Source organism: Nocardia sp. NPDC003979 (genome assembly GCF_053605015.1).
On sequence record NZ_JBSGIJ010000001.1, the window covers coordinates 727,732 to 743,276 of the forward strand.

A 15,545-nucleotide genomic window follows, 5' to 3' on the forward strand; every position below is an offset into this window, starting at 1 on the left:
GCCGGGAATGTCAGAGCGGGCAGGGCACCGAATCGGTGGCGATGTTCAGGCCACACTTGATGGCGCCGGTGACCAGGTCGATGATCTCGGTGGCCACTCCGCCGCCGAGGTTCTCGGTCTTCTCGGCCTGTTCGTTCTTCTCGGCTCCCGGCGCGTTCTTCGGGCTGGTGCCCTGGCCGTTGAGCGGGTAGTCGCCGGGCTCGGTCGGCGCGGTCGGCGCCACCGGTGGAATCGCGGCGGCGGGCACGGCGGCCTCCGCGGCGCCGAAGCCGAGTATCAGGGCAAGGGACAGGGTGGCGATCGTCGAGCGAGTGGACATTTTTCGCATCACATCCTCGGGTCGAATCGGTCGTACCGGGCGCGGAATGCGTCGGTAGTGGATTCGGAACGAGACTGTGATCGGATTGCTACGCCGTGATCGGCGCCGTCACCGCGCCCGCAGCGCGCACCAGATCGCCGGGGGCGAGCTCGATCTCCAGACCCCGTTTACCCGCGCTGCACAGCACCCGGTCCCACTCCAGTGCCGAGGCGTCGACGACGGTTGCCAGCCTTTTGCGCTGCCCCAGCGGGGAGACCCCGCCGAGTACGTATCCGGTGGTTCGTTCGGCCTTGGTCTTGTCGGCCATGCTCGCCTTCGGCGCACCGAGCGCGGCCGCGGCGGCTTTGAGCGACAGCTTGGCGGGCACCGGAAGCACCGCCACGGCGAGCGCGCCGGTGGAGAGCTCGATCACCAAGGTCTTGAAGACCTGTGCCGCCAGCACCCCCAGTGCGTCGCCGAGCGCGTCGACAGCTTCCGCGCCGTAGGAGTCCGCACGCGGGTCGTGGGCGTAGGAGTGGACCTCGTGCGCGATTTTCGCAGCGGTGAGCACCTTGATCGCGGGCGTCGACGCGGCAGCCATGAGCACACCCTAAAACCGGCCGATCGGGAACACAGCCGGGGGAGTGCCTGTTGCACAGCAGTGACACCCCCCGAGACAACGTGAGGAGAGATAGTGACACTGCTGCTCGAGGAGCGTCCCCTCGCGTCGGGGGACGTGCGATTGCCCATCGACACCGTGCTGCCGGTAGATTCGGTGGCTACGGCGATCGAAGGGATTGGTGTGACGAGCGACGATGACGTGGTGCCTACCGAGGCGTCCGGCGCGCAAGTCGACGAAGCCGAGCTGGCGGCCCGGTTCGAGCGCGACGCGCTGCCGATGCTCGACCAGCTCTACGGCGCCGCCCTGCGGATGACCAGGAATCCGGCCGACGCCGAAGACCTGGTGCAGGAGACGTACGTCAAGGCGTTCCAGGGTTTCAAGTCCTTCAAGGAGGGCACCAATCTGCGTGCCTGGCTGTACCGGATCCTGACCAACACCTACATCAACTCCTATCGCAAGAAGCAGCGCCAGCCCGCGCAGTACCCGACCGACGAGATCACCGACTGGCAGCTGGCCGCCACCGCCGAGCACAGCTCGACCGGTCTGCGTTCGGCCGAGGTCGAGGCCCTCGACGCCCTGCCCGACGACGAGATCAAGGCCGCGCTGCAGGAGTTGCCTGAGGAGTTCCGGATGGCGGTGTACTACGCCGACGTCGAAGGCTTCCCGTACAAGGAAATCGCCGACATCATGGGCACCCCGATCGGTACCGTGATGTCGCGGCTGCACCGCGGCCGCAAGCAACTCAAGGGTCTGCTCGCCGGGGTGGCGCGCGACCGTGGATTCGACCGTGGGGAACGCCAGGAGGTTTCGAAGTGAGCGACCCCGATATGGAGATGGACTGCACCGCCGTACTCGCGGATGTGTGGCTCATGCTCGACGGCGAATGCGACGAGGCCACGCGCGCGCGGTTGCAGGAACACATGGACCACTGCAGCCCCTGCATCGAGGCCTACGGCATCGAGGAGAAGATCAAGGGCCTGCTCAACCGCAAGTGCGGTGGCGAGCACGCACCCGAGGGTCTGCGTGAACGGCTGAAGGTGGAGATCCACCGCTGCATCACCGTCACCAGGGTCGAGTCGACCGAAGGCTGACGGCAGCAAAAAAGGGGCACCCGACGGGTGCCCCTTTTTCGTGTCCCGAGCCTGGCTCAGGCGTTGGGCCGCTTGCCGTGGTTGGCTGCGTTGCCCTTACGGCTGCGCTTCTTACGTCCGCGCTTACCCATAGGTAGCTCCCTTCTCTGGGTCCTCCCCGCCGCAGCGCGGAGCACAATCTGATCGAGAGCCATTGTTTCACGTGTGGTTGGCTGTAGCTTCGGCGGATACGGCCACGGCCGCGAGCGCGGTGGCCGACACGACTACGAACGGGGTGTCATGGTGGAAGAAGTGCGCGCGGAGATGGTCTCCACCGTGCTCGCTGTCGAGGTGGCGGTGGGTGATCACGTGCACGTCGATCAGACCCTTGTGCTGCTCGAGTCCATGAAGATGGAGATCCCGGTGCTCACCGAGGTGGACGGCGAGGTCACCTCCGTCGACGTCACCCCGGGCCAGGTTCTGCAGGCGGGCGACCTGATCGCCACCATCGCCTGAGTCGCACGAGAAACGAAGCGGTAGATCCAGCGTGGCAACACTGAGCGAGCTCCTGGCCGAACACACCGACCTACCCGGCACCGCCGTGGACCATCTGCAACGAGTGGTCGGCGATTGGCAGTTGCTCGCCGATCTGTCGTTCTCGGATCTGCTGCTGTGGGTGGGTGCGGGCCCGGTCGCCGACGGCGCCGATGTGGTGTGCGTGGCCCAGATCCGGCCCACTACGGCACCGACGGTGCACCTCGACGACAAGGTGGGCACCACCGCGTCGCGCACCGACTTTCCGCAGGTGTTCGAGGCCCTGCTCTCGGGCTCGGCGGTGCGTACCGACACCGAGGTACCGGTGAGCGGTGCCGCGGCGGCCGACACGGTGCACGCGATACGCGAGGCCATTCCGGTGCGCTGCGGGGAGGACGTGATCGCCGTGCTGAGCCGCGACGGCGACCTGCAGCGCTCCCGGGTGCGTTCCACCCTGGAGACGGCCTATGTGTCGGCCGCCGACGACCTGTGCCAGATGATCGCCGACGGCAGCTTCCCCACCCCGGAGGACCGGGCGGCCACCCATTCCAGCCCGCGCGCGGGTGATGGCTTCATCCGACTCGATACCCAGGGCCAGGTGGTCTACGCCAGCCCGAACGCGCTGTCGGCGTATCACCGGATGGGTTTGCAGGCCGACCTGGTCGGCCAGGATCTGGCGGTGACCACGCGCTCACTCATCACCGATCCCTTCGACGCGCAAGAGGTGGTCGCCGATATCCAGGCCGCGCTCGCGGGCCGCACGGGTCGCCGGATGGAGGTCGAGGCGCGGGGTGCCACGGTGTTGCTGCGCACCCTGGTGATGCGGCCGGGTGGGCAGCTGGCCGGGCCCGCGGTGCTGGTGCGCGATGTCACCGAGGTGAAGCGCCGCGACCGCGCCTTGCTCAGCAAGGATGCGACCATCCGTGAGATCCATCACCGGGTGAAGAACAATCTGCAGACCGTCGCGGCGCTGCTGCGGTTGCAGGCACGTCGCACCGAGAACCCGGAAGCCCAAGTGGCACTGACGGAATCGGTGCGGCGGGTCACCTCGATCGCGTCGGTGCACGAGATGCTGTCGATGTCGGTGGACGAGGAAGTCGACCTCGACGAGGTCGTCGACCGGCTGTTGCCGATCATGGCCGACGTGGCCACGGTGCACACCGCACGCATCAAGGTGCGCCGCGCGGGTTCGCTCGGGGTGTTCTCGGCCGAGCGGGCGACCCCGCTGGTGATGGTGCTGACCGAACTGGTCCAGAACGCCATCGAGCACGCCTTCGACGCGGGGCAGAACGGTACCGTGACGATTCGTTCGGAGCGTTCGGCGCGCTGGCTCGACGTGATCATCAGCGACGACGGTCGTGGCCTGCCCACCGGCTTCAGCCTGGAGAGTTCCGACCGCCTCGGCCTGCAGATCGTGCGGACTCTCGTGACCTCGGAACTGGGCGGTTCCATCGGATTGCACCCCGGTGCCGATGTCGGTACCGACGCGGTGCTGCGGGTTCCGCTCGGTCGCCGTTCCGCACGATAAAGCTTCGAAAACTGTTGCAGGGCAACAATAAACCCGGCACCCATGGGTGCCGGGTTCTCACATGCGTTACCGGACCGGGGCTGCTGGCCCGGTAACGCCCGTCTTGTCTACCTAGACGGAGGTACGCGTACGGGTGCGCGCGTTGCGCCGCTTGAGCGCGCGACGCTCGTCTTCGCTCATTCCACCCCACACGCCGGCGTCCTGGCCCGACTTCAGGGCCCACGACAGGCAATCGGCGGTGACGGGGCAGCGGGCGCAGACCAGCTTGGCATCGGCAATCTGCGCGAGCGCAGGACCGCTGTTACCCACCGGGAAGAACAGCTCGGGGTCCTCGTCGCGACAGATGGCCTTGTGGCGCCAGTCCATTCCTCTGCTCCTTTGCGCGGGCGCCACAAAGGGCACCTCTGGTTAGTGGATCGTTCACTTGTGCGACTCGAATGTTTCCGCACGGTTGCTTGTGAATGCTTTCACGATCACCGTAGATGTCAATAGGTCTGCGGCGCACCGTGGGGGAGATCACGCTCTAGGCTGCCCACATGGGGCACCTGCCCGGTCCTTTGTACTCGCGTCTCCGGGTTTTCGCAGCGCAACCCCGAGATTTTTTCGAGAGTTCCTTGCTCAGACGGGCTTCGGGGCTACCACATCGAGCACGCTCGGCACCGATGTGAAATGCACCATCTTGCGTTTCCCGATGAAGTCGCCATCGATTTGCAGGCCGATCTCACCGGGAGAATCGATGCGAACCGAATCGACATCGTCGATCCGAAACAGTGCGTCCGCCTTAGGGTTTCCATTATCGCTCAGCAACTGCCGGGCGAGCAACAGGGTGCGCGTCACACTCATCGACCCCATCGCGAACACCCCGAGACCCGTTTCGAAGGTCGTACCGGGATTCGTACGAACCGGACGATCCTCCAGATAGGTCCACGGGCTCGAATTCGTGACGAAGGCGTAATACACCGACTCCACCGGATCGTGTCCCGGAACGGTAACGGTGACGCTCGGTTCATGCCTGCGCGCGCGGAAGAACTGCCGAACCGTCGTCCGCAGATAGCGCGCCGGAGTGGCCTTGCGACCTTTGGCGCGGGCCGCGTCGATCGCCTCGCACACATCCGCGTCGAGACCGACTCCGGCGCTGAATGTGAACCACCGGTCATCGGCCAGACCGAGCCCGATCCGGCGGTCCGCGTCGCGGCCGAGCAGATCGATGAGCTGGTTGGTAGCTGTCACCGGATCGGGGGAGATGCCGAGGGCGCGGGCGAACACATTGGCCGAGCCGCCGGGAATCACGCCGAGGCGGGGCCGCCACACCTGATCGTCTTCCACCTGGGGCAGCGGCAGGAATCCGTTGATGGTCTCGTTGACCGTCCCATCGCCGCCGTGCACGACGATCAGGTCCATCTCCTGGGTCGATGCCCACTGCGCCAGTTCGGCCGCGTGACCGCGATGCTGGGTGTGCGCAACGGTCAGCTGCGTCCGGCTCTCCAGGGCATGCGCGAGCAGGTCCCGGGTCGCCGGCGTGGTCGAGGTGGCATTCGGATTAACGATGAGCAGCGTCCGCACTGTATCCATCTTGCCGCGCCTGCGGCCCGGCGGGTTCGCGGCCCCTGGAGGGCCCGCCGGTCAGGCACCGCGGCTTGCTCCTTCGTCGCCTACGCCGCGGCACCTGACCGGCGGGCCGGGCCGCGAACGCCCCTCCCTAGGGGTCGGGGGTGCGGGGCCGGGGTCGTACGCTGGGCGCCGTGACGGAGCGCGACATGACCAAGGGTGACGAGCACGACCACGGCGAACGGGCCGACTCGGGAATTCCGACGACGGTGCGGGTGGCCGGTGCGATCGTCACCCTCGAGGGGCTGGCCGGTGTCGGCACGGCGGTCGTGCTGATCGTGCGGGCGCTCACCGGCCACGACCAGTCGGTGGCCAGCGGGGTCGGCACGGCCATGTGGTTCATCGCGCTGTTCGGCGGCGTGCTCGCGGCCGGGATCGCGCTGCTGCGCGGCAAGCGCTGGGGCCGGGCCATCGCGGTCATCGCGCAGATCCTGTTGCTGCCGGTCGCCTGGTCGTTGCTGACCGACTCGCATCAGCCGGTGTACGGCACCCTGCTCGCCATCGTCGCGCTCGGTGGCCTGGCCGCCCTCTTCGCGCCCGCGTCGAGCCGGTGGATGGCGCAGGACTACGGCGAGCTGCCCGAGGAGCGTTAGCCGGTCTTCGCGCGCAGCGCCTGGCGGCACAGGTGGTCGGCGGCGCGAGTCGTTTCCGGTTGCCGGTAAGTCTTCGTGAGCGCGAGCACCTGGGCGCAGGCGGTGTCGAGGTCGACGAGATGACCCACCGAGACGAACAGTGGTTTCACGCCGTCCCTGGTGCGCAGTGCGCGGCCGACGATCTCGCCGTCGATCGTCACCGCACTGCTGTCACCGCGTCGTGGCCCGGGTTCGCCGTATTCGCCCCACACCGATTTGGCGACACCGATCGTCGGAATGCCCGTCAGCAATCCGACATGACAGGCGAGGCCGAATCGGCGCGGATGCGCCCGGCCCTGCGCGTCACATACGAGCAGATCCGGTGTGCGCGTGAGTTTTTCGAGTGCGGCGACGGTGGCGGGAAGTTCCCGGAAAGCGAGCAGACCCGGCACATAGGGAAATGTCGAAACACCGTATGCCACCGCCGTTTCCACGGTTTCCAAGGTGTGCGCGTCGAGAATTACCGCCGCCGTGGCAACGGTGCCGTCCTCGGCGTAGGCGGAATCGATTCCGGCCACTGTCGAGAATTGCGGTGGCACAGGGTTTTCGGCGCGAACCAGCGGGCGTAGCCGATCTTGCAGTGCGATGGCGTCCTCGGGTGTGGCGGGCCAATCGTGCGGTAGAGCTATGCGCATCGGATATCACCGCACCGACGCGGCGAGCGCGGACAGTTCCTTTCCCGCGAGCCGATACCCGATCCATTCGTCTTGCGCTGTGGCGCCGAGGGATCGGTAGAACTCGATCGACGGCGTGTTCCAGGTGAGCACCGACCACGACACCCGGCTGTAGCCGTGCGTGACCGCCTCGGCGGCCAGGGCGGCGACCAGGGCGCGACCGAGCCCCGTGCCGCGCGCTTCGGGGCGCACGTAGAGGTCCTCGAGGTAGATGCCGTGCACGCCGTCCCAGGTGGAGTAGTTCAGGAACCAGATCGCGCACCCGACCACCTCGCCCTCGTGCTCGGCGACGTGGGCGAACACGGCGGGCGACGGCCCGAACAGGGCCGCGCTCAACTGCGCCTCGGTGAGTGTGCACGCCTGGGGAGCCTTCTCGTACTCGGCGAGATCGTGCACGAGCCCGACCATCGCGGGCACGTCTGTCGCGAGGGCGCGGCGCACGGTCAACGGAGGTCTCCTTCGGTGCGATGAGTCAGGTTGTGGGCCCAGATCGTATGCGCCCCATGGTCGTAACCGAGAACGCTCACCGCGCCGGTCGACATCGCGAACCGTCGCCCCTCGCGCACCGCGAACTCGCCCCAGCGGGCGATCAGCACGCGGGAGAAGTGCCCGTGCCCCACCAGCACCACATCGCGGTCGGCCAGGGCAGGCTCGGCCCGGTCGAGGACGTGGTCGGCGCGGGCGCCCACCTGCTCGGCCGTCTCGCCGCCGGGCACCGGATGGGTCCACACGGTCCAGCCGGGGACGGTCTCGCGGATCTCGGCGGTGGTGACGCCCTCGTAGTCGCCGTAATCCCATTCGACCAGTTCGTCGTCGACATGGATATCGGCGAGCCCGGCCAGTTCGGCGGTCCGGCGCGCACGCAGGCGCGGGCTGGTGAAGACGAGCGGATCACGCAGGTCGAGGGACTTCACGACCAACCCGGCCGCGCGGGCCTGCGCCTCGCCGAGCTCGGTCAACGGCAGATCGGTGCGGCTGGTGTGCTTCCGTTGCGCGGACCACGTGGTTTCGCCGTGGCGGAGCAGGACCAAACGGGCGTCGGATGCGGACATGGCTCCATCATGACAGCCCGGCGGGCTCAGCCGAGTGCGTAGAGCCTGCCACCGCGTCGTTCGAAGACGGTGTCGCCGAGCACCGCCGTGCTGATCGGGTCGCCGCTGTAATCGCTGCGCTGCACCGCGATCCGGGCAACGGTCGTCCCGGTGGCGAAATCCACCGCGAGCATGCCGTCGGCGACGGGGACCAGCAGTCTGCCCGCCATCGACGCCGGGGTACCGAGCGCGTCGCGCACCGTCCAGGTGGGCTGTAATGTGGCGGCGCTCAAGGCGATCAAGGTCTTGCCGGTGAACACGTAGATCGCCGAGCCGAGCCGGGTCACGGTGGTGCGGTCGGTCCACGGCTCGGCCAGCGCGGCGGAGGACACCTCGTTGCCGGTGCCGTCGTGCACGGCGATGCGGGCCGGTTGCGCGAGACCCGTCGCGGTGGCCGGGGCCGGCGGATAGTAGACGGCGATCTTGGCATCCGACACCGCGATCACCCGCACCTCGGCGGAGTCGGCACCCGGTGCGGTGAGCAGGCGCGAGCCGTGTTCCTCGGGTGCGGTGGCTTCCTTCGGCGACGGGGCGAGCACCGTCAGCCGGGCGCCCGGATCGTCGGGACACCGTTCGATCACCGCCAGCCGCGACGAACTCGACGCCGCAGACCGGAGCTCACATCCGTTGCGTGGTTGGGTATTCGGGTTCACCGGCGCGTCCACGTAGCCGTACTCGAGCGTGCGCACCAGATCCGAACGCCACATCTCCAGCCGGTCGGCACCGAGGGCCAGCAGATAAGTGCCGTCGCCGGAAAGCCGGACCGCGTCGTCCATGTAACTGCTGCGGGCGATGCTGCGGGCACCGGTGTCCGCGTCGAGCATGGTGGTCTGGCTGCAACCACGCTGATCGCGGTAGGTCGCGATCACCGAACCCCACTGCGCCTCCACCCCGCACAGCGGCATGTCCCGCCGGTACCACCACCGCTGCTCGCCGGTCACCGGATCGCGCCCGCTCACCGTGCCTTCGTCGCCGGTGACAACCACATTTCCGGCGACGAGCGCCCGCGACGCGGCCGAATCCGCCGCGTGCCATCGTTCGCGCAGCGTGCCGGGCAACTGGGTCGCGGCGACGACGGTCGGCGCGGGGGAGTCGGCGGTGACGGAATCGGTGCCGGTGGCGTCCGCACGCGCCCACACGACAGCCGCCGCGACCAGACAGACAACGGCGATCGTTACGGCGGCGATGACATCGGCACGGGTACGCCGCTCCGGAACAACCACGCCAGCGACCCTAGCAGGGCCGCCTCTCCGGGAATTCTGGCCGGACTGAGGTGCGGTGAGGGTTGCGTCGGCGGCCAGACGAGGTAGGGGGCCACCCTAGCCCGTTCCCCGGTGAGTTACCCATGTGCTCGGCTGCTGCTCCAGGGCGGAATCGTGAGACTCTGCCTGCGGCAAGGTGAGGTGGTGGGCACTTATGCCGGTGAGTACGCGAACGGCCCGTCATCTGGTGATGACGGGCCGTTTCGGGTGGTGCTGGGTGCGGTCAGGCGTCGACGGTTTCCTGGGTGTCGGCGGTGGTGTCCGCGGGCTTGCGGCGACGGCGGCGGCGAGCGGGCTTGGGCTCGTCACCGGAATCGGTCGCGTCGGCGGGAGTCGAATCGGCCGGAGCCGACTCGGTGGTGGCCGAATCGGTCGGTGCCGACTCGGAGACCGCCGAATCAGGGGCAGCCGACTCGGTGGTCGCGTCGGTGCCCTCGGCGGGCTTGCGGCGGCGGCGACGGCGGCGGGCCGGCTTGTCGCCGTCGGTGGTGTCGCTCGCGTCCGACGATTCCTCGGTGGTGGTTTCCGAGGAGGTCGTCTCGGCGGACTCGGCCTTGCCGCCACGGGTGCGACGGCGGCTGCGCGTGGTCTTGGGGCGCTCGGTGCGTTCCACGACGACCGCGTCCTCGTCGCGCTCCGGCTTCGGCTTGCGGACCACACCGGTGACGCCCTCGGGGATGCCGAGGTCGGAGTACAGGTGCGGCGAACGCGAGTACGTCTCGGCGGGGTCGGCCATGTTCAGGCCGAGCGCCTTGTTGATCGACTCCCAGCGGTGCAGCTCGTCCCAGTCGATCAGGGTGATCGCCACGCCGGTGCGGCCCGCACGACCGGTGCGCCCGATGCGGTGGACGTAGGTCTTCTCGTCCTCGGGGCACTGGTAGTTGATGACGTGGGTGACGTCGTCGATGTCGATACCGCGCGCGGCGACATCGGTGGCGACCAGCACGTCGATGGTGCCGTTGCGGAACTTGTTGAGCGCCTTCTCCCGGGCCACCTGGTTCAGGTCGCCGTGCACGGCGCCGACAGCGAACCCGCGCTCGGCCAGATCGTCGGCCACCTTCTGCGCGGTGCGCTTGGTACGGGTGAAGATCATCGTCGCGCCGCGGGACTCGGCCTGCAGCACGCGGGCGACCAGTTCGGCCTTGTCCATCGCGTGCGCGCGGTAGACGAACTGCTTGGTGCGGTCGTGCACCGCGGAATCGTTGGCCAGCTCGGCGCGGATATGCGTCGGCTTGGTCAGGAAGGTGCGGGCGAGCGTGATGATCGGCCCGGGCATGGTCGCCGAGAACAGCATCGTCTGACGCTTGTCGGGCACCATCGTGAGGATTCGCTCGATATCGGGCAGGAAGCCCAGGTCGAGCATCTCGTCGGCCTCGTCGAGGACGAGCACGCCGATCTTGCCGAGGATCAGATGGTTCTGGTTCGCCAGGTCCAATAGTCGACCCGGGGTGCCGACGACCACGTCGACGCCCTTGTTCAGGTCGGCGATCTGGGACTCGTAGGGGCGGCCACCGTAGATGGCGGCGACCTTCAGCGGGCCCTGGTGGTTGGTCAGGTACTTGCTCGCGTTCTCCAGGTCCTTGGTCACCTGGATGCACAGCTCGCGCGTGGGCACGATGACCAGCGCACGCGGCGTGCCGTCCAGCGGGGTGGTCCCGGTGTCGGCGGTCGCCACGCGGTGCAGCAGCGGCACACCGAAACCGAAGGTTTTACCCATACCGGTGCGGGCCTGACCGATGAGATCCTCGCCTGCCAGTGCCAGCGGCAGGGTGAGTTCCTGAATCGCGAAGGTGCGTTCGATACCGATCTCGCCGAGCGCGCGCACAATTTCGGAGCGCACCCCCAATTCGGCGAAACTCGGCGGCGTGTGGGTGTCGTCCAGTTCGGCCGTCAGCAGGGTGTCGGCCACACCGGGTTCCTGTTCGACAGTGATCTTGCTCAGGGTTCGTGCCTTCCTCGTCATCGCATCTCGCACGCACGAGGTGGGGCGGGCCGGTCGGCCCGCGACGACCACATATCCGCCTGTGATACTCGCCGGGCCAGCGCCGATCGCGTCTGCGTCATCGGCGCGGCACATCGGTGATACGGATTCGGTGCGCGCACATTTTCCTGGTCAACGCTGCCGGGTGGCGCTGTGCGCCGTGGTGTGACGCGCCCGCGAAGTGTGCCGGGGCTACGAAACTAGCGTTGTCCACAGTGATTGTAGCGTGATATTCTGCGCAATCCGAATTTCACGCCGTCGAGGTGTCGCGTGAAAATCGAAATCGTCGCCGGTCACGCCCGCATACCCGATGCGACGCAGCGCAATTCACTGTTTCCGGTTTTCGCGCGTGTCGCGGATGTAATAGAGGTCACTGTAACCGGCGGTACCGGGATGTGAGACATTTCTTGTCGTGAGCATCACCGACACCGTCACCACCGCCGCGCGCAACGCCTGGGCGCTGAGCTTCGGCGCGGGCATCGAGGCGCCCGACCCCGCGCCCTCGACCGTGCTGTGGGACGAACCGCACCGCTTGTTGCGTCGATACGACACCGAAAACGACTCGGCCACAACCGATTCCGCGGTGCTGCTGATTCCGCCGCTGGCGGCGCCCGCCACCTGCTACGACCTGCGCCCCGACCAGAGCCTGGCCCGCCATCTGGTGTCCACCGGTCGCCCCACCTACCTCATCGACTACGGCGAGATCGGTTTCGCCGACCGCCGCATGGGCTTCGAGGACTGGGTAGCTGACATCCTGCCCGAAGCGATCCGCCGGGTCAGCGCCGATCGCGGTGGCGCGCCCGTCGACCTCGTCGGCTGGTCCATCGGCGGCATCTTCGCCCTGCTCACCACCGCCGCCAACGCCGATCTGCCGATCCGTTCGGTCACCGGATTCGGCCCGCCGCTCGACTACGACAAGATGCTCGGTATGCCGCAGGTGCGCGCGGTCGCCCGGATCACCGGCGGCAAAGCGGTCACCAACGTGGTGCGGGCCGTCGGCGGCATCCCCGCGCCGCTGACCAAATTCGCCTACCGGGTCGCGGCGTTCGACCGCGAACTGGCGCGGCCGATGTTCATCGCGGGCAATATCGCGCGCACCGAGACGCTGGCCAGAATGGAATCCATCGACCGGTTCCAGGCCGCCATGCCCGGCTACCCCGGCCGCTTCTACGGGCAGCTGTGGGGCCGGTTCATCCTGGCCAACGACATCGGCAAGGGCAAGGTGCACCTGCGCGACCTCACCATCGACCTCGCCGATGTGCGGGTGCCGGTGCTGCTGTTCGGCGGCACCGCCGACGTCATCACGCCGAAGGCCGCTGTCGAGGCGGGTTTGCGCACGCTCAGCGGGTCGCCCTCGGTGACCTACGAGGTCGTTCCCGGCAGCCACCTCGGCATTCTCGCCGGACCACAGGCCCGCGACACCACCTGGACGCACCTGGACAAATTCCTGGCCGATCGCGACTGATCCGCGATCGCGACTACGATTGGCGGTCATGGGAGCCCAGACCTCAGCCGCGCCGGAAATTTTCTCGACCGCACCGCTGTCCGCCGATCACCCGGGGGTGACCGAGCTGTTCGCGGTCCTCGCCTACGGCGAGCTGTCCGCGTTCTATCGGCTCGCCGAGGAAGCCAAGCTCGCGCCGTCGGTGCGCGGGCGGGTCGCGGTGGCCAAGATGGCGGCCGCGGAGCTGGCGCACTTCGAGGCCCTCGAGGCGGCCCTGAGCGCGCGTGGGGTCGACGCCGAGCGGGCCATGGACCAGTACCAGGGCGCGCTGGACTCCTACCACGCCTCCACCGACCCGTCGACGTGGCTCGAGTCGATGGTGAAGTTCTACGTGGGTGACGGCCTGGCCGCCGACTTCTACACCGAGATCGCCGGCGCGCTCCCCGCCGAGGTCGCCGATGTGGTGCGCGACGTGCTCGCCGAGACCGGGCACTCGCAGTTCGTGGTCGAGGAGGTCCGCAACGCGGTCACCGCCAGCCGGTCCGAGCGCGACCGGCTCACCCTGTGGGGTCGCAGGCTGCTCGGCGAGGCGATCACCCAGGCGCAGTACGTGATGGCTCAGCGCGACGAACTCGCCGAACTGGTGCTGGCCGCCACGGGCGACCTCAACGGCATCGTCTCCCTGTTCGACCGCATGCAGGAGCGCCACGCCGCCCGCATGGGCCAACTAGGGCTCTGACCGCCTCTCCGCGACTTTTGGCCAGACTCAGGCGCGTGGGGAGTTGTGGAGGCGGCAAGCCTTCTGGAGGCGGCTGGGTTAGCCCGTGCCCGGTGAGTTACCCATGTGCTCACCCGTCTCCCCGCGACTTTTGGCCGGACTCGGGTGCTGGGAGGCTTGCGTCGGGGGCCAGGCTGGGCAATGGGTTGACGTAGCTCGTGGCCGGTGAGTTACCCATGTGCTTGCGTGGTCTGTCAGCCGTTTGCTGCCTGGGGGTGGATCAGGCGTAGTTCCGGTGCGCGGGCGGCGGTTTCGCGGGGGAGCCAGATGACGATCTGCTGATCGTTGTCCGCGGACAGCGTCTGCACGGTGAAGGTGAGGGTGCCCCGGGTCGGGTGTTCGAGGCCGAGTAGGGTCGGCAGGTTTTCGGCGAGGCGGTGTGGTTGCCAGCGGTGCGCGAATTCCGGTTCGGTGCTGAGGAATTCGATGGTCGAGGCGATGCTTTCGTCTTCGGGGCGGCGCAGTCTCGTGCGGGCCAGTTGATCGGCGAGCAGGTCGGCGTATTGCGGCCAGTCGGTGATGGTGGTGCGCGCCAGTGGATGTCGGAACGCCCAGACCGCCAGGTTCACCTGCTCTGGATCGTCGAGCAGGCCGAGGGGGGCGACGAGGTCTTCCCAGGAGTCGTTCCACGCGAGCACATTCACGCGCGGGCCCAGAGCGAAAGCGGGGGTGGGGGTGAGGGCGTCGAGCACGGCGGTGAGCGCGGGCGGCACCTGATCGAGCTTCGGGTCGAAAGCCGTACTGGGGCAGCGCGCTTCCTTGCTGGTGGTCAGTGCCAGCCAGCCGAAATGGGCGCGTTCGGTGTCGTTGAAGCGCAAGGCGGTGGCCAGCGCGTCGACGACGGCCGGGGAGGGATTGCTGTCGCGGCCCTGCTCGAGCCTGGCCAGGTAGTCCGCGCTCACGCCTGCCAGCACCGCGACCTCCTCGCGGCGCAGGCCCGGTGTGCGTCGGCGACCCCCGCCGGGCAGACCGACGTCTTCGGGGCGCAGTTCCGCACGGCGGGCGATGAGCAGTTCGGCGAAGGTCGAGCGGGCTCCAAGCTGGTCGGGCATTGCTCCATCCTCCCTGGTCCTGGCTCCGACAGCCTGGCCCTGACAGGTCCAGGATAACGGCGGTCTGGTTAACGGACCACGGTCCGGTCAGGCTGGACGCATGACTTCTTCGACACAGACACAGCAGCTGAAGGCCGGATCCTGGGCGCTCGACCGCAGCCACTCCTCGGTCTCGTTCACCGTTCGCCATCTCGGCATCGCCAAGGTGCGCGGCGGCTTCACCCGGTTCGAGACCGAGTTCGTTGTCGACGAATCCGGTGCCGCCACCATCGGCGCGACCATCGACCTGGACTCCTTCGACACCGGCAACGCCGACCGCGACGCCCACGTGCGCAATGCCGACTTCCTCGACGTCGCCAACCGTCCGACCCTGAGCTTCCGCGCCACCGAACCGGTCCGGATCGCCGAGACCTTCACCGTCACCGGCGAGGCCACCCTCGGCACCGTCACCAAGCCGCTCACCCTCGAGGTGGAGTGGGGCGGCGTCGGCGACTTCCCCGACGGCTCGCGCCACGCCGGCTTCTCCGCGACCGGTGCCATCAAGCGCACCGATTTCGGTGTCGGCGGCCCCATGCCGGGCATGCTGTCGGACACGGTCAAGATCGAACTCGAGATCGAGCTCGTCGAGCCCTGATCCCCGCTCGTTCGCTCACAGCGCAGGCGGGTGTGTCACCGGGGCCGAACGGCTGCATTAGCCTGGAACTCGACAACACAGGACTCTTACGTTCGGAGGTTGGCCGTGGAGGTCAAGATCGGTATTTCGGATAGCCCTCGGGAGCTCGTCATCAACAGCTCGCAGAGCCCTGACGAGATCGAGGCGCTGGTGACCGATGCCCTCAGCGGCTCCGGTGGCGTCGTCAAGCTCACCGACGACAAGAACCGCAAGTTCCTGATCCAGGCCGCGAAGGTCGCCTACGTGGAGATCGGCTCCCCGGCCGTCGGCCGCGTCGGCTTCGCCACCGTGTAAGACG

21 protein-coding genes are annotated in these 15,545 nt (G+C 68.0%); 10 read left to right on the forward strand and 11 right to left on the reverse strand.

Going from position 1 to position 15,545, the window contains the following annotated elements:
* Nucleotides 1-10: 10 nt before the first annotated feature.
* Both ACWEVR_RS03210 and ybaK read right to left on the reverse strand, forming a co-directional pair.
* Nucleotides 11-319 (reverse strand): hypothetical protein, encoded by a 309-nt coding sequence (locus ACWEVR_RS03210; RefSeq protein ID WP_452465620.1) that lies wholly within the window; start codon nt 317-319, stop codon nt 11-13.
* 88 nt (nt 320-407) lie between these two features.
* Nucleotides 408-899, reverse strand: coding sequence for a Cys-tRNA(Pro) deacylase (gene ybaK / locus ACWEVR_RS03215; protein WP_452465621.1), 492 nt, complete (start codon nt 897-899; stop codon nt 408-410).
* A gap of 201 nt (nt 900-1,100) precedes the next feature.
* Here ybaK and ACWEVR_RS03220 point away from each other — a divergent pair, with 201 nt between their 5' ends.
* Together ACWEVR_RS03220 and rsrA are read left to right on the forward strand one after the other, a co-directional pair.
* Complete coding sequence (locus ACWEVR_RS03220; protein WP_067491716.1) at nt 1,101-1,736, forward strand: sigma-70 family RNA polymerase sigma factor; 636 nt, start codon at nt 1,101-1,103, stop codon at nt 1,734-1,736.
* 11 nt (nt 1,737-1,747) lie between these two features.
* Nucleotides 1,748-2,011 carry a mycothiol system anti-sigma-R factor gene (rsrA, locus tag ACWEVR_RS03225; RefSeq protein ID WP_067637392.1) on the forward strand — a complete coding sequence of 88 codons (264 nt, stop codon included), beginning with the start codon at nt 1,748-1,750 and terminating at the stop codon, nt 2,009-2,011.
* 56 nt (nt 2,012-2,067) lie between these two features.
* On the opposite strand, the gene ACWEVR_RS03230 is transcribed toward rsrA, so the two are convergent.
* Entirely contained in the window at nt 2,068-2,142 is a 75-nt protein-coding gene (locus ACWEVR_RS03230; protein ID WP_022597109.1) for a 50S ribosomal protein bL37, read from the reverse strand.
* A gap of 148 nt (nt 2,143-2,290) precedes the next feature.
* Between ACWEVR_RS03230 and ACWEVR_RS03235 the strand changes: the two genes are divergently transcribed.
* Both ACWEVR_RS03235 and ACWEVR_RS03240 read left to right on the forward strand, forming a co-directional pair.
* Complete coding sequence (locus ACWEVR_RS03235; protein WP_067491718.1) at nt 2,291-2,506, forward strand: biotin/lipoyl-binding carrier protein; 216 nt, start codon at nt 2,291-2,293, stop codon at nt 2,504-2,506.
* 31 nt (nt 2,507-2,537) lie between these two features.
* Nucleotides 2,538-4,052, forward strand: coding sequence for a sensor histidine kinase (locus ACWEVR_RS03240; protein ID WP_452465622.1), 1,515 nt, complete (start codon nt 2,538-2,540; stop codon nt 4,050-4,052).
* Nucleotides 4,053-4,163: 111 nt separating this feature from the next.
* Here the strand turns inward: ACWEVR_RS03240 and ACWEVR_RS03245 are convergent, their stop codons facing one another.
* The gene (locus ACWEVR_RS03245) at nt 4,164-4,418 is read right to left on the reverse strand and encodes a WhiB family transcriptional regulator (protein ID WP_022567051.1); all 255 of its coding nucleotides are present in this window, start codon (nt 4,416-4,418) and stop codon (nt 4,164-4,166) included.
* Nucleotides 4,419-4,670: 252 nt separating this feature from the next.
* Complete coding sequence (locus ACWEVR_RS03250) at nt 4,671-5,615, reverse strand: diacylglycerol/lipid kinase family protein (protein WP_067491720.1); 945 nt, start codon at nt 5,613-5,615, stop codon at nt 4,671-4,673.
* 194 nt (nt 5,616-5,809) lie between these two features.
* Between ACWEVR_RS03250 and ACWEVR_RS03255 the strand changes: the two genes are divergently transcribed.
* Complete coding sequence (locus ACWEVR_RS03255) at nt 5,810-6,253, forward strand: hypothetical protein (protein ID WP_452465687.1); 444 nt, start codon at nt 5,810-5,812, stop codon at nt 6,251-6,253.
* Here the strand turns inward: ACWEVR_RS03255 and ACWEVR_RS03260 are convergent.
* From ACWEVR_RS03260 to ACWEVR_RS03280, 5 genes are all read right to left on the reverse strand, one after another.
* On the reverse strand, nt 6,250-6,927 hold the full coding sequence (locus tag ACWEVR_RS03260) for an endonuclease V (RefSeq protein ID WP_452465623.1): 678 nt from the start codon (nt 6,925-6,927) through the stop codon (nt 6,250-6,252). The genes ACWEVR_RS03255 and ACWEVR_RS03260 overlap by 4 nt on opposite strands.
* 6 nt (nt 6,928-6,933) lie before the next feature.
* Entirely contained in the window at nt 6,934-7,374 is a 441-nt protein-coding gene (locus ACWEVR_RS03265; RefSeq protein ID WP_067491723.1) for a GNAT family N-acetyltransferase, read from the reverse strand.
* Between the two features lie 35 nt (nt 7,375-7,409).
* Entirely contained in the window at nt 7,410-8,018 is a 609-nt protein-coding gene (locus tag ACWEVR_RS03270) for an acid phosphatase (RefSeq protein WP_452465624.1), read from the reverse strand.
* A 26-nt stretch (nt 8,019-8,044) separates the two neighbouring features.
* Nucleotides 8,045-9,280 carry an Rv3212 family protein gene (locus ACWEVR_RS03275; protein ID WP_452465625.1) on the reverse strand — a complete coding sequence of 412 codons (1,236 nt, stop codon included), beginning with the start codon at nt 9,278-9,280 and terminating at the stop codon, nt 8,045-8,047.
* Between the two features lie 262 nt (nt 9,281-9,542).
* Nucleotides 9,543-11,282: a DEAD/DEAH box helicase gene (locus ACWEVR_RS03280; RefSeq protein ID WP_452465626.1), complete on the reverse strand. Its 1,740-nt coding sequence runs from the start codon at nt 11,280-11,282 to the stop codon at nt 9,543-9,545.
* Between the two features lie 288 nt (nt 11,283-11,570).
* On the opposite strand from ACWEVR_RS03280, the gene ACWEVR_RS03285 reads away from it, so the two are divergent.
* Genes ACWEVR_RS03285 through ACWEVR_RS03295 form a run of 3 tightly spaced genes read left to right on the forward strand, consistent with a single transcriptional unit; the run spans nt 11,571 to nt 13,483 of the window.
* Nucleotides 11,571-11,699, forward strand: coding sequence for a hypothetical protein (locus ACWEVR_RS03285; RefSeq protein ID WP_452465627.1), 129 nt, complete (start codon nt 11,571-11,573; stop codon nt 11,697-11,699).
* A gap of 13 nt (nt 11,700-11,712) precedes the next feature.
* Entirely contained in the window at nt 11,713-12,765 is a 1,053-nt protein-coding gene (locus tag ACWEVR_RS03290; protein WP_452465628.1) for an alpha/beta fold hydrolase, read from the forward strand.
* Between the two features lie 28 nt (nt 12,766-12,793).
* Entirely contained in the window at nt 12,794-13,483 is a 690-nt protein-coding gene (locus tag ACWEVR_RS03295) for a ferritin-like fold-containing protein (protein ID WP_452465629.1), read from the forward strand.
* Nucleotides 13,484-13,716: 233 nt separating this feature from the next.
* Here ACWEVR_RS03295 and ACWEVR_RS03300 read toward each other — a convergent pair whose 3' ends face one another.
* Entirely contained in the window at nt 13,717-14,574 is an 858-nt protein-coding gene (locus ACWEVR_RS03300) for a helix-turn-helix transcriptional regulator (RefSeq protein WP_452465630.1), read from the reverse strand.
* Nucleotides 14,575-14,674: 100 nt separating this feature from the next.
* On the opposite strand from ACWEVR_RS03300, the gene ACWEVR_RS03305 reads away from it, so the two are divergent.
* Together ACWEVR_RS03305 and ACWEVR_RS03310 are read left to right on the forward strand one after the other, a co-directional pair.
* Nucleotides 14,675-15,208, forward strand: coding sequence for a YceI family protein (locus ACWEVR_RS03305; RefSeq protein ID WP_067491480.1), 534 nt, complete (start codon nt 14,675-14,677; stop codon nt 15,206-15,208).
* A 105-nt stretch (nt 15,209-15,313) separates the two neighbouring features.
* Nucleotides 15,314-15,541, forward strand: a complete 228-nt coding sequence (locus ACWEVR_RS03310) for a DUF3107 domain-containing protein (RefSeq protein WP_067491482.1) — start codon at nt 15,314-15,316, stop codon at nt 15,539-15,541.
* Nucleotides 15,542-15,545 lie beyond the last annotated feature (4 nt).

Bases quoted from the DNA above. Each gene is read 5' to 3' on its own strand.
- ACWEVR_RS03210 (WP_452465620.1), bottom strand. From the start codon at position 319: ATGTCCACTCGCTCGACGATCGCCACCCTGTCCCTTGCCCTGATACTC.
- ybaK (WP_452465621.1), bottom strand. From the start codon at position 899: ATGGCTGCCGCGTCGACGCCCGCGATCAAGGTGCTCACCGCTGCGAAA.
- rsrA (WP_067637392.1), top strand. From the start codon at position 1,748: ATGGAGATGGACTGCACCGCCGTACTCGCGGATGTGTGGCTCATGCTC.
- ACWEVR_RS03235 (WP_067491718.1), top strand. From the start codon at position 2,291: ATGGTGGAAGAAGTGCGCGCGGAGATGGTCTCCACCGTGCTCGCTGTC.
- ACWEVR_RS03245 (WP_022567051.1), bottom strand. From the start codon at position 4,418: ATGGACTGGCGCCACAAGGCCATCTGTCGCGACGAGGACCCCGAGCTG.
- ACWEVR_RS03255 (WP_452465687.1), top strand. From the start codon at position 5,810: ATGACCAAGGGTGACGAGCACGACCACGGCGAACGGGCCGACTCGGGA.
- ACWEVR_RS03260 (WP_452465623.1), bottom strand. From the start codon at position 6,927: ATGCGCATAGCTCTACCGCACGATTGGCCCGCCACACCCGAGGACGCC.
- ACWEVR_RS03265 (WP_067491723.1), bottom strand. From the start codon at position 7,374: ATGGTCGGGCTCGTGCACGATCTCGCCGAGTACGAGAAGGCTCCCCAG.
- ACWEVR_RS03270 (WP_452465624.1), bottom strand. From the start codon at position 8,018: ATGTCCGCATCCGACGCCCGTTTGGTCCTGCTCCGCCACGGCGAAACC.
- ACWEVR_RS03280 (WP_452465626.1), bottom strand. From the start codon at position 11,282: ATGACGAGGAAGGCACGAACCCTGAGCAAGATCACTGTCGAACAGGAA.
- ACWEVR_RS03295 (WP_452465629.1), top strand. From the start codon at position 12,794: ATGGGAGCCCAGACCTCAGCCGCGCCGGAAATTTTCTCGACCGCACCG.
- ACWEVR_RS03300 (WP_452465630.1), bottom strand. From the start codon at position 14,574: ATGCCCGACCAGCTTGGAGCCCGCTCGACCTTCGCCGAACTGCTCATC.
- ACWEVR_RS03305 (WP_067491480.1), top strand. From the start codon at position 14,675: ATGACTTCTTCGACACAGACACAGCAGCTGAAGGCCGGATCCTGGGCG.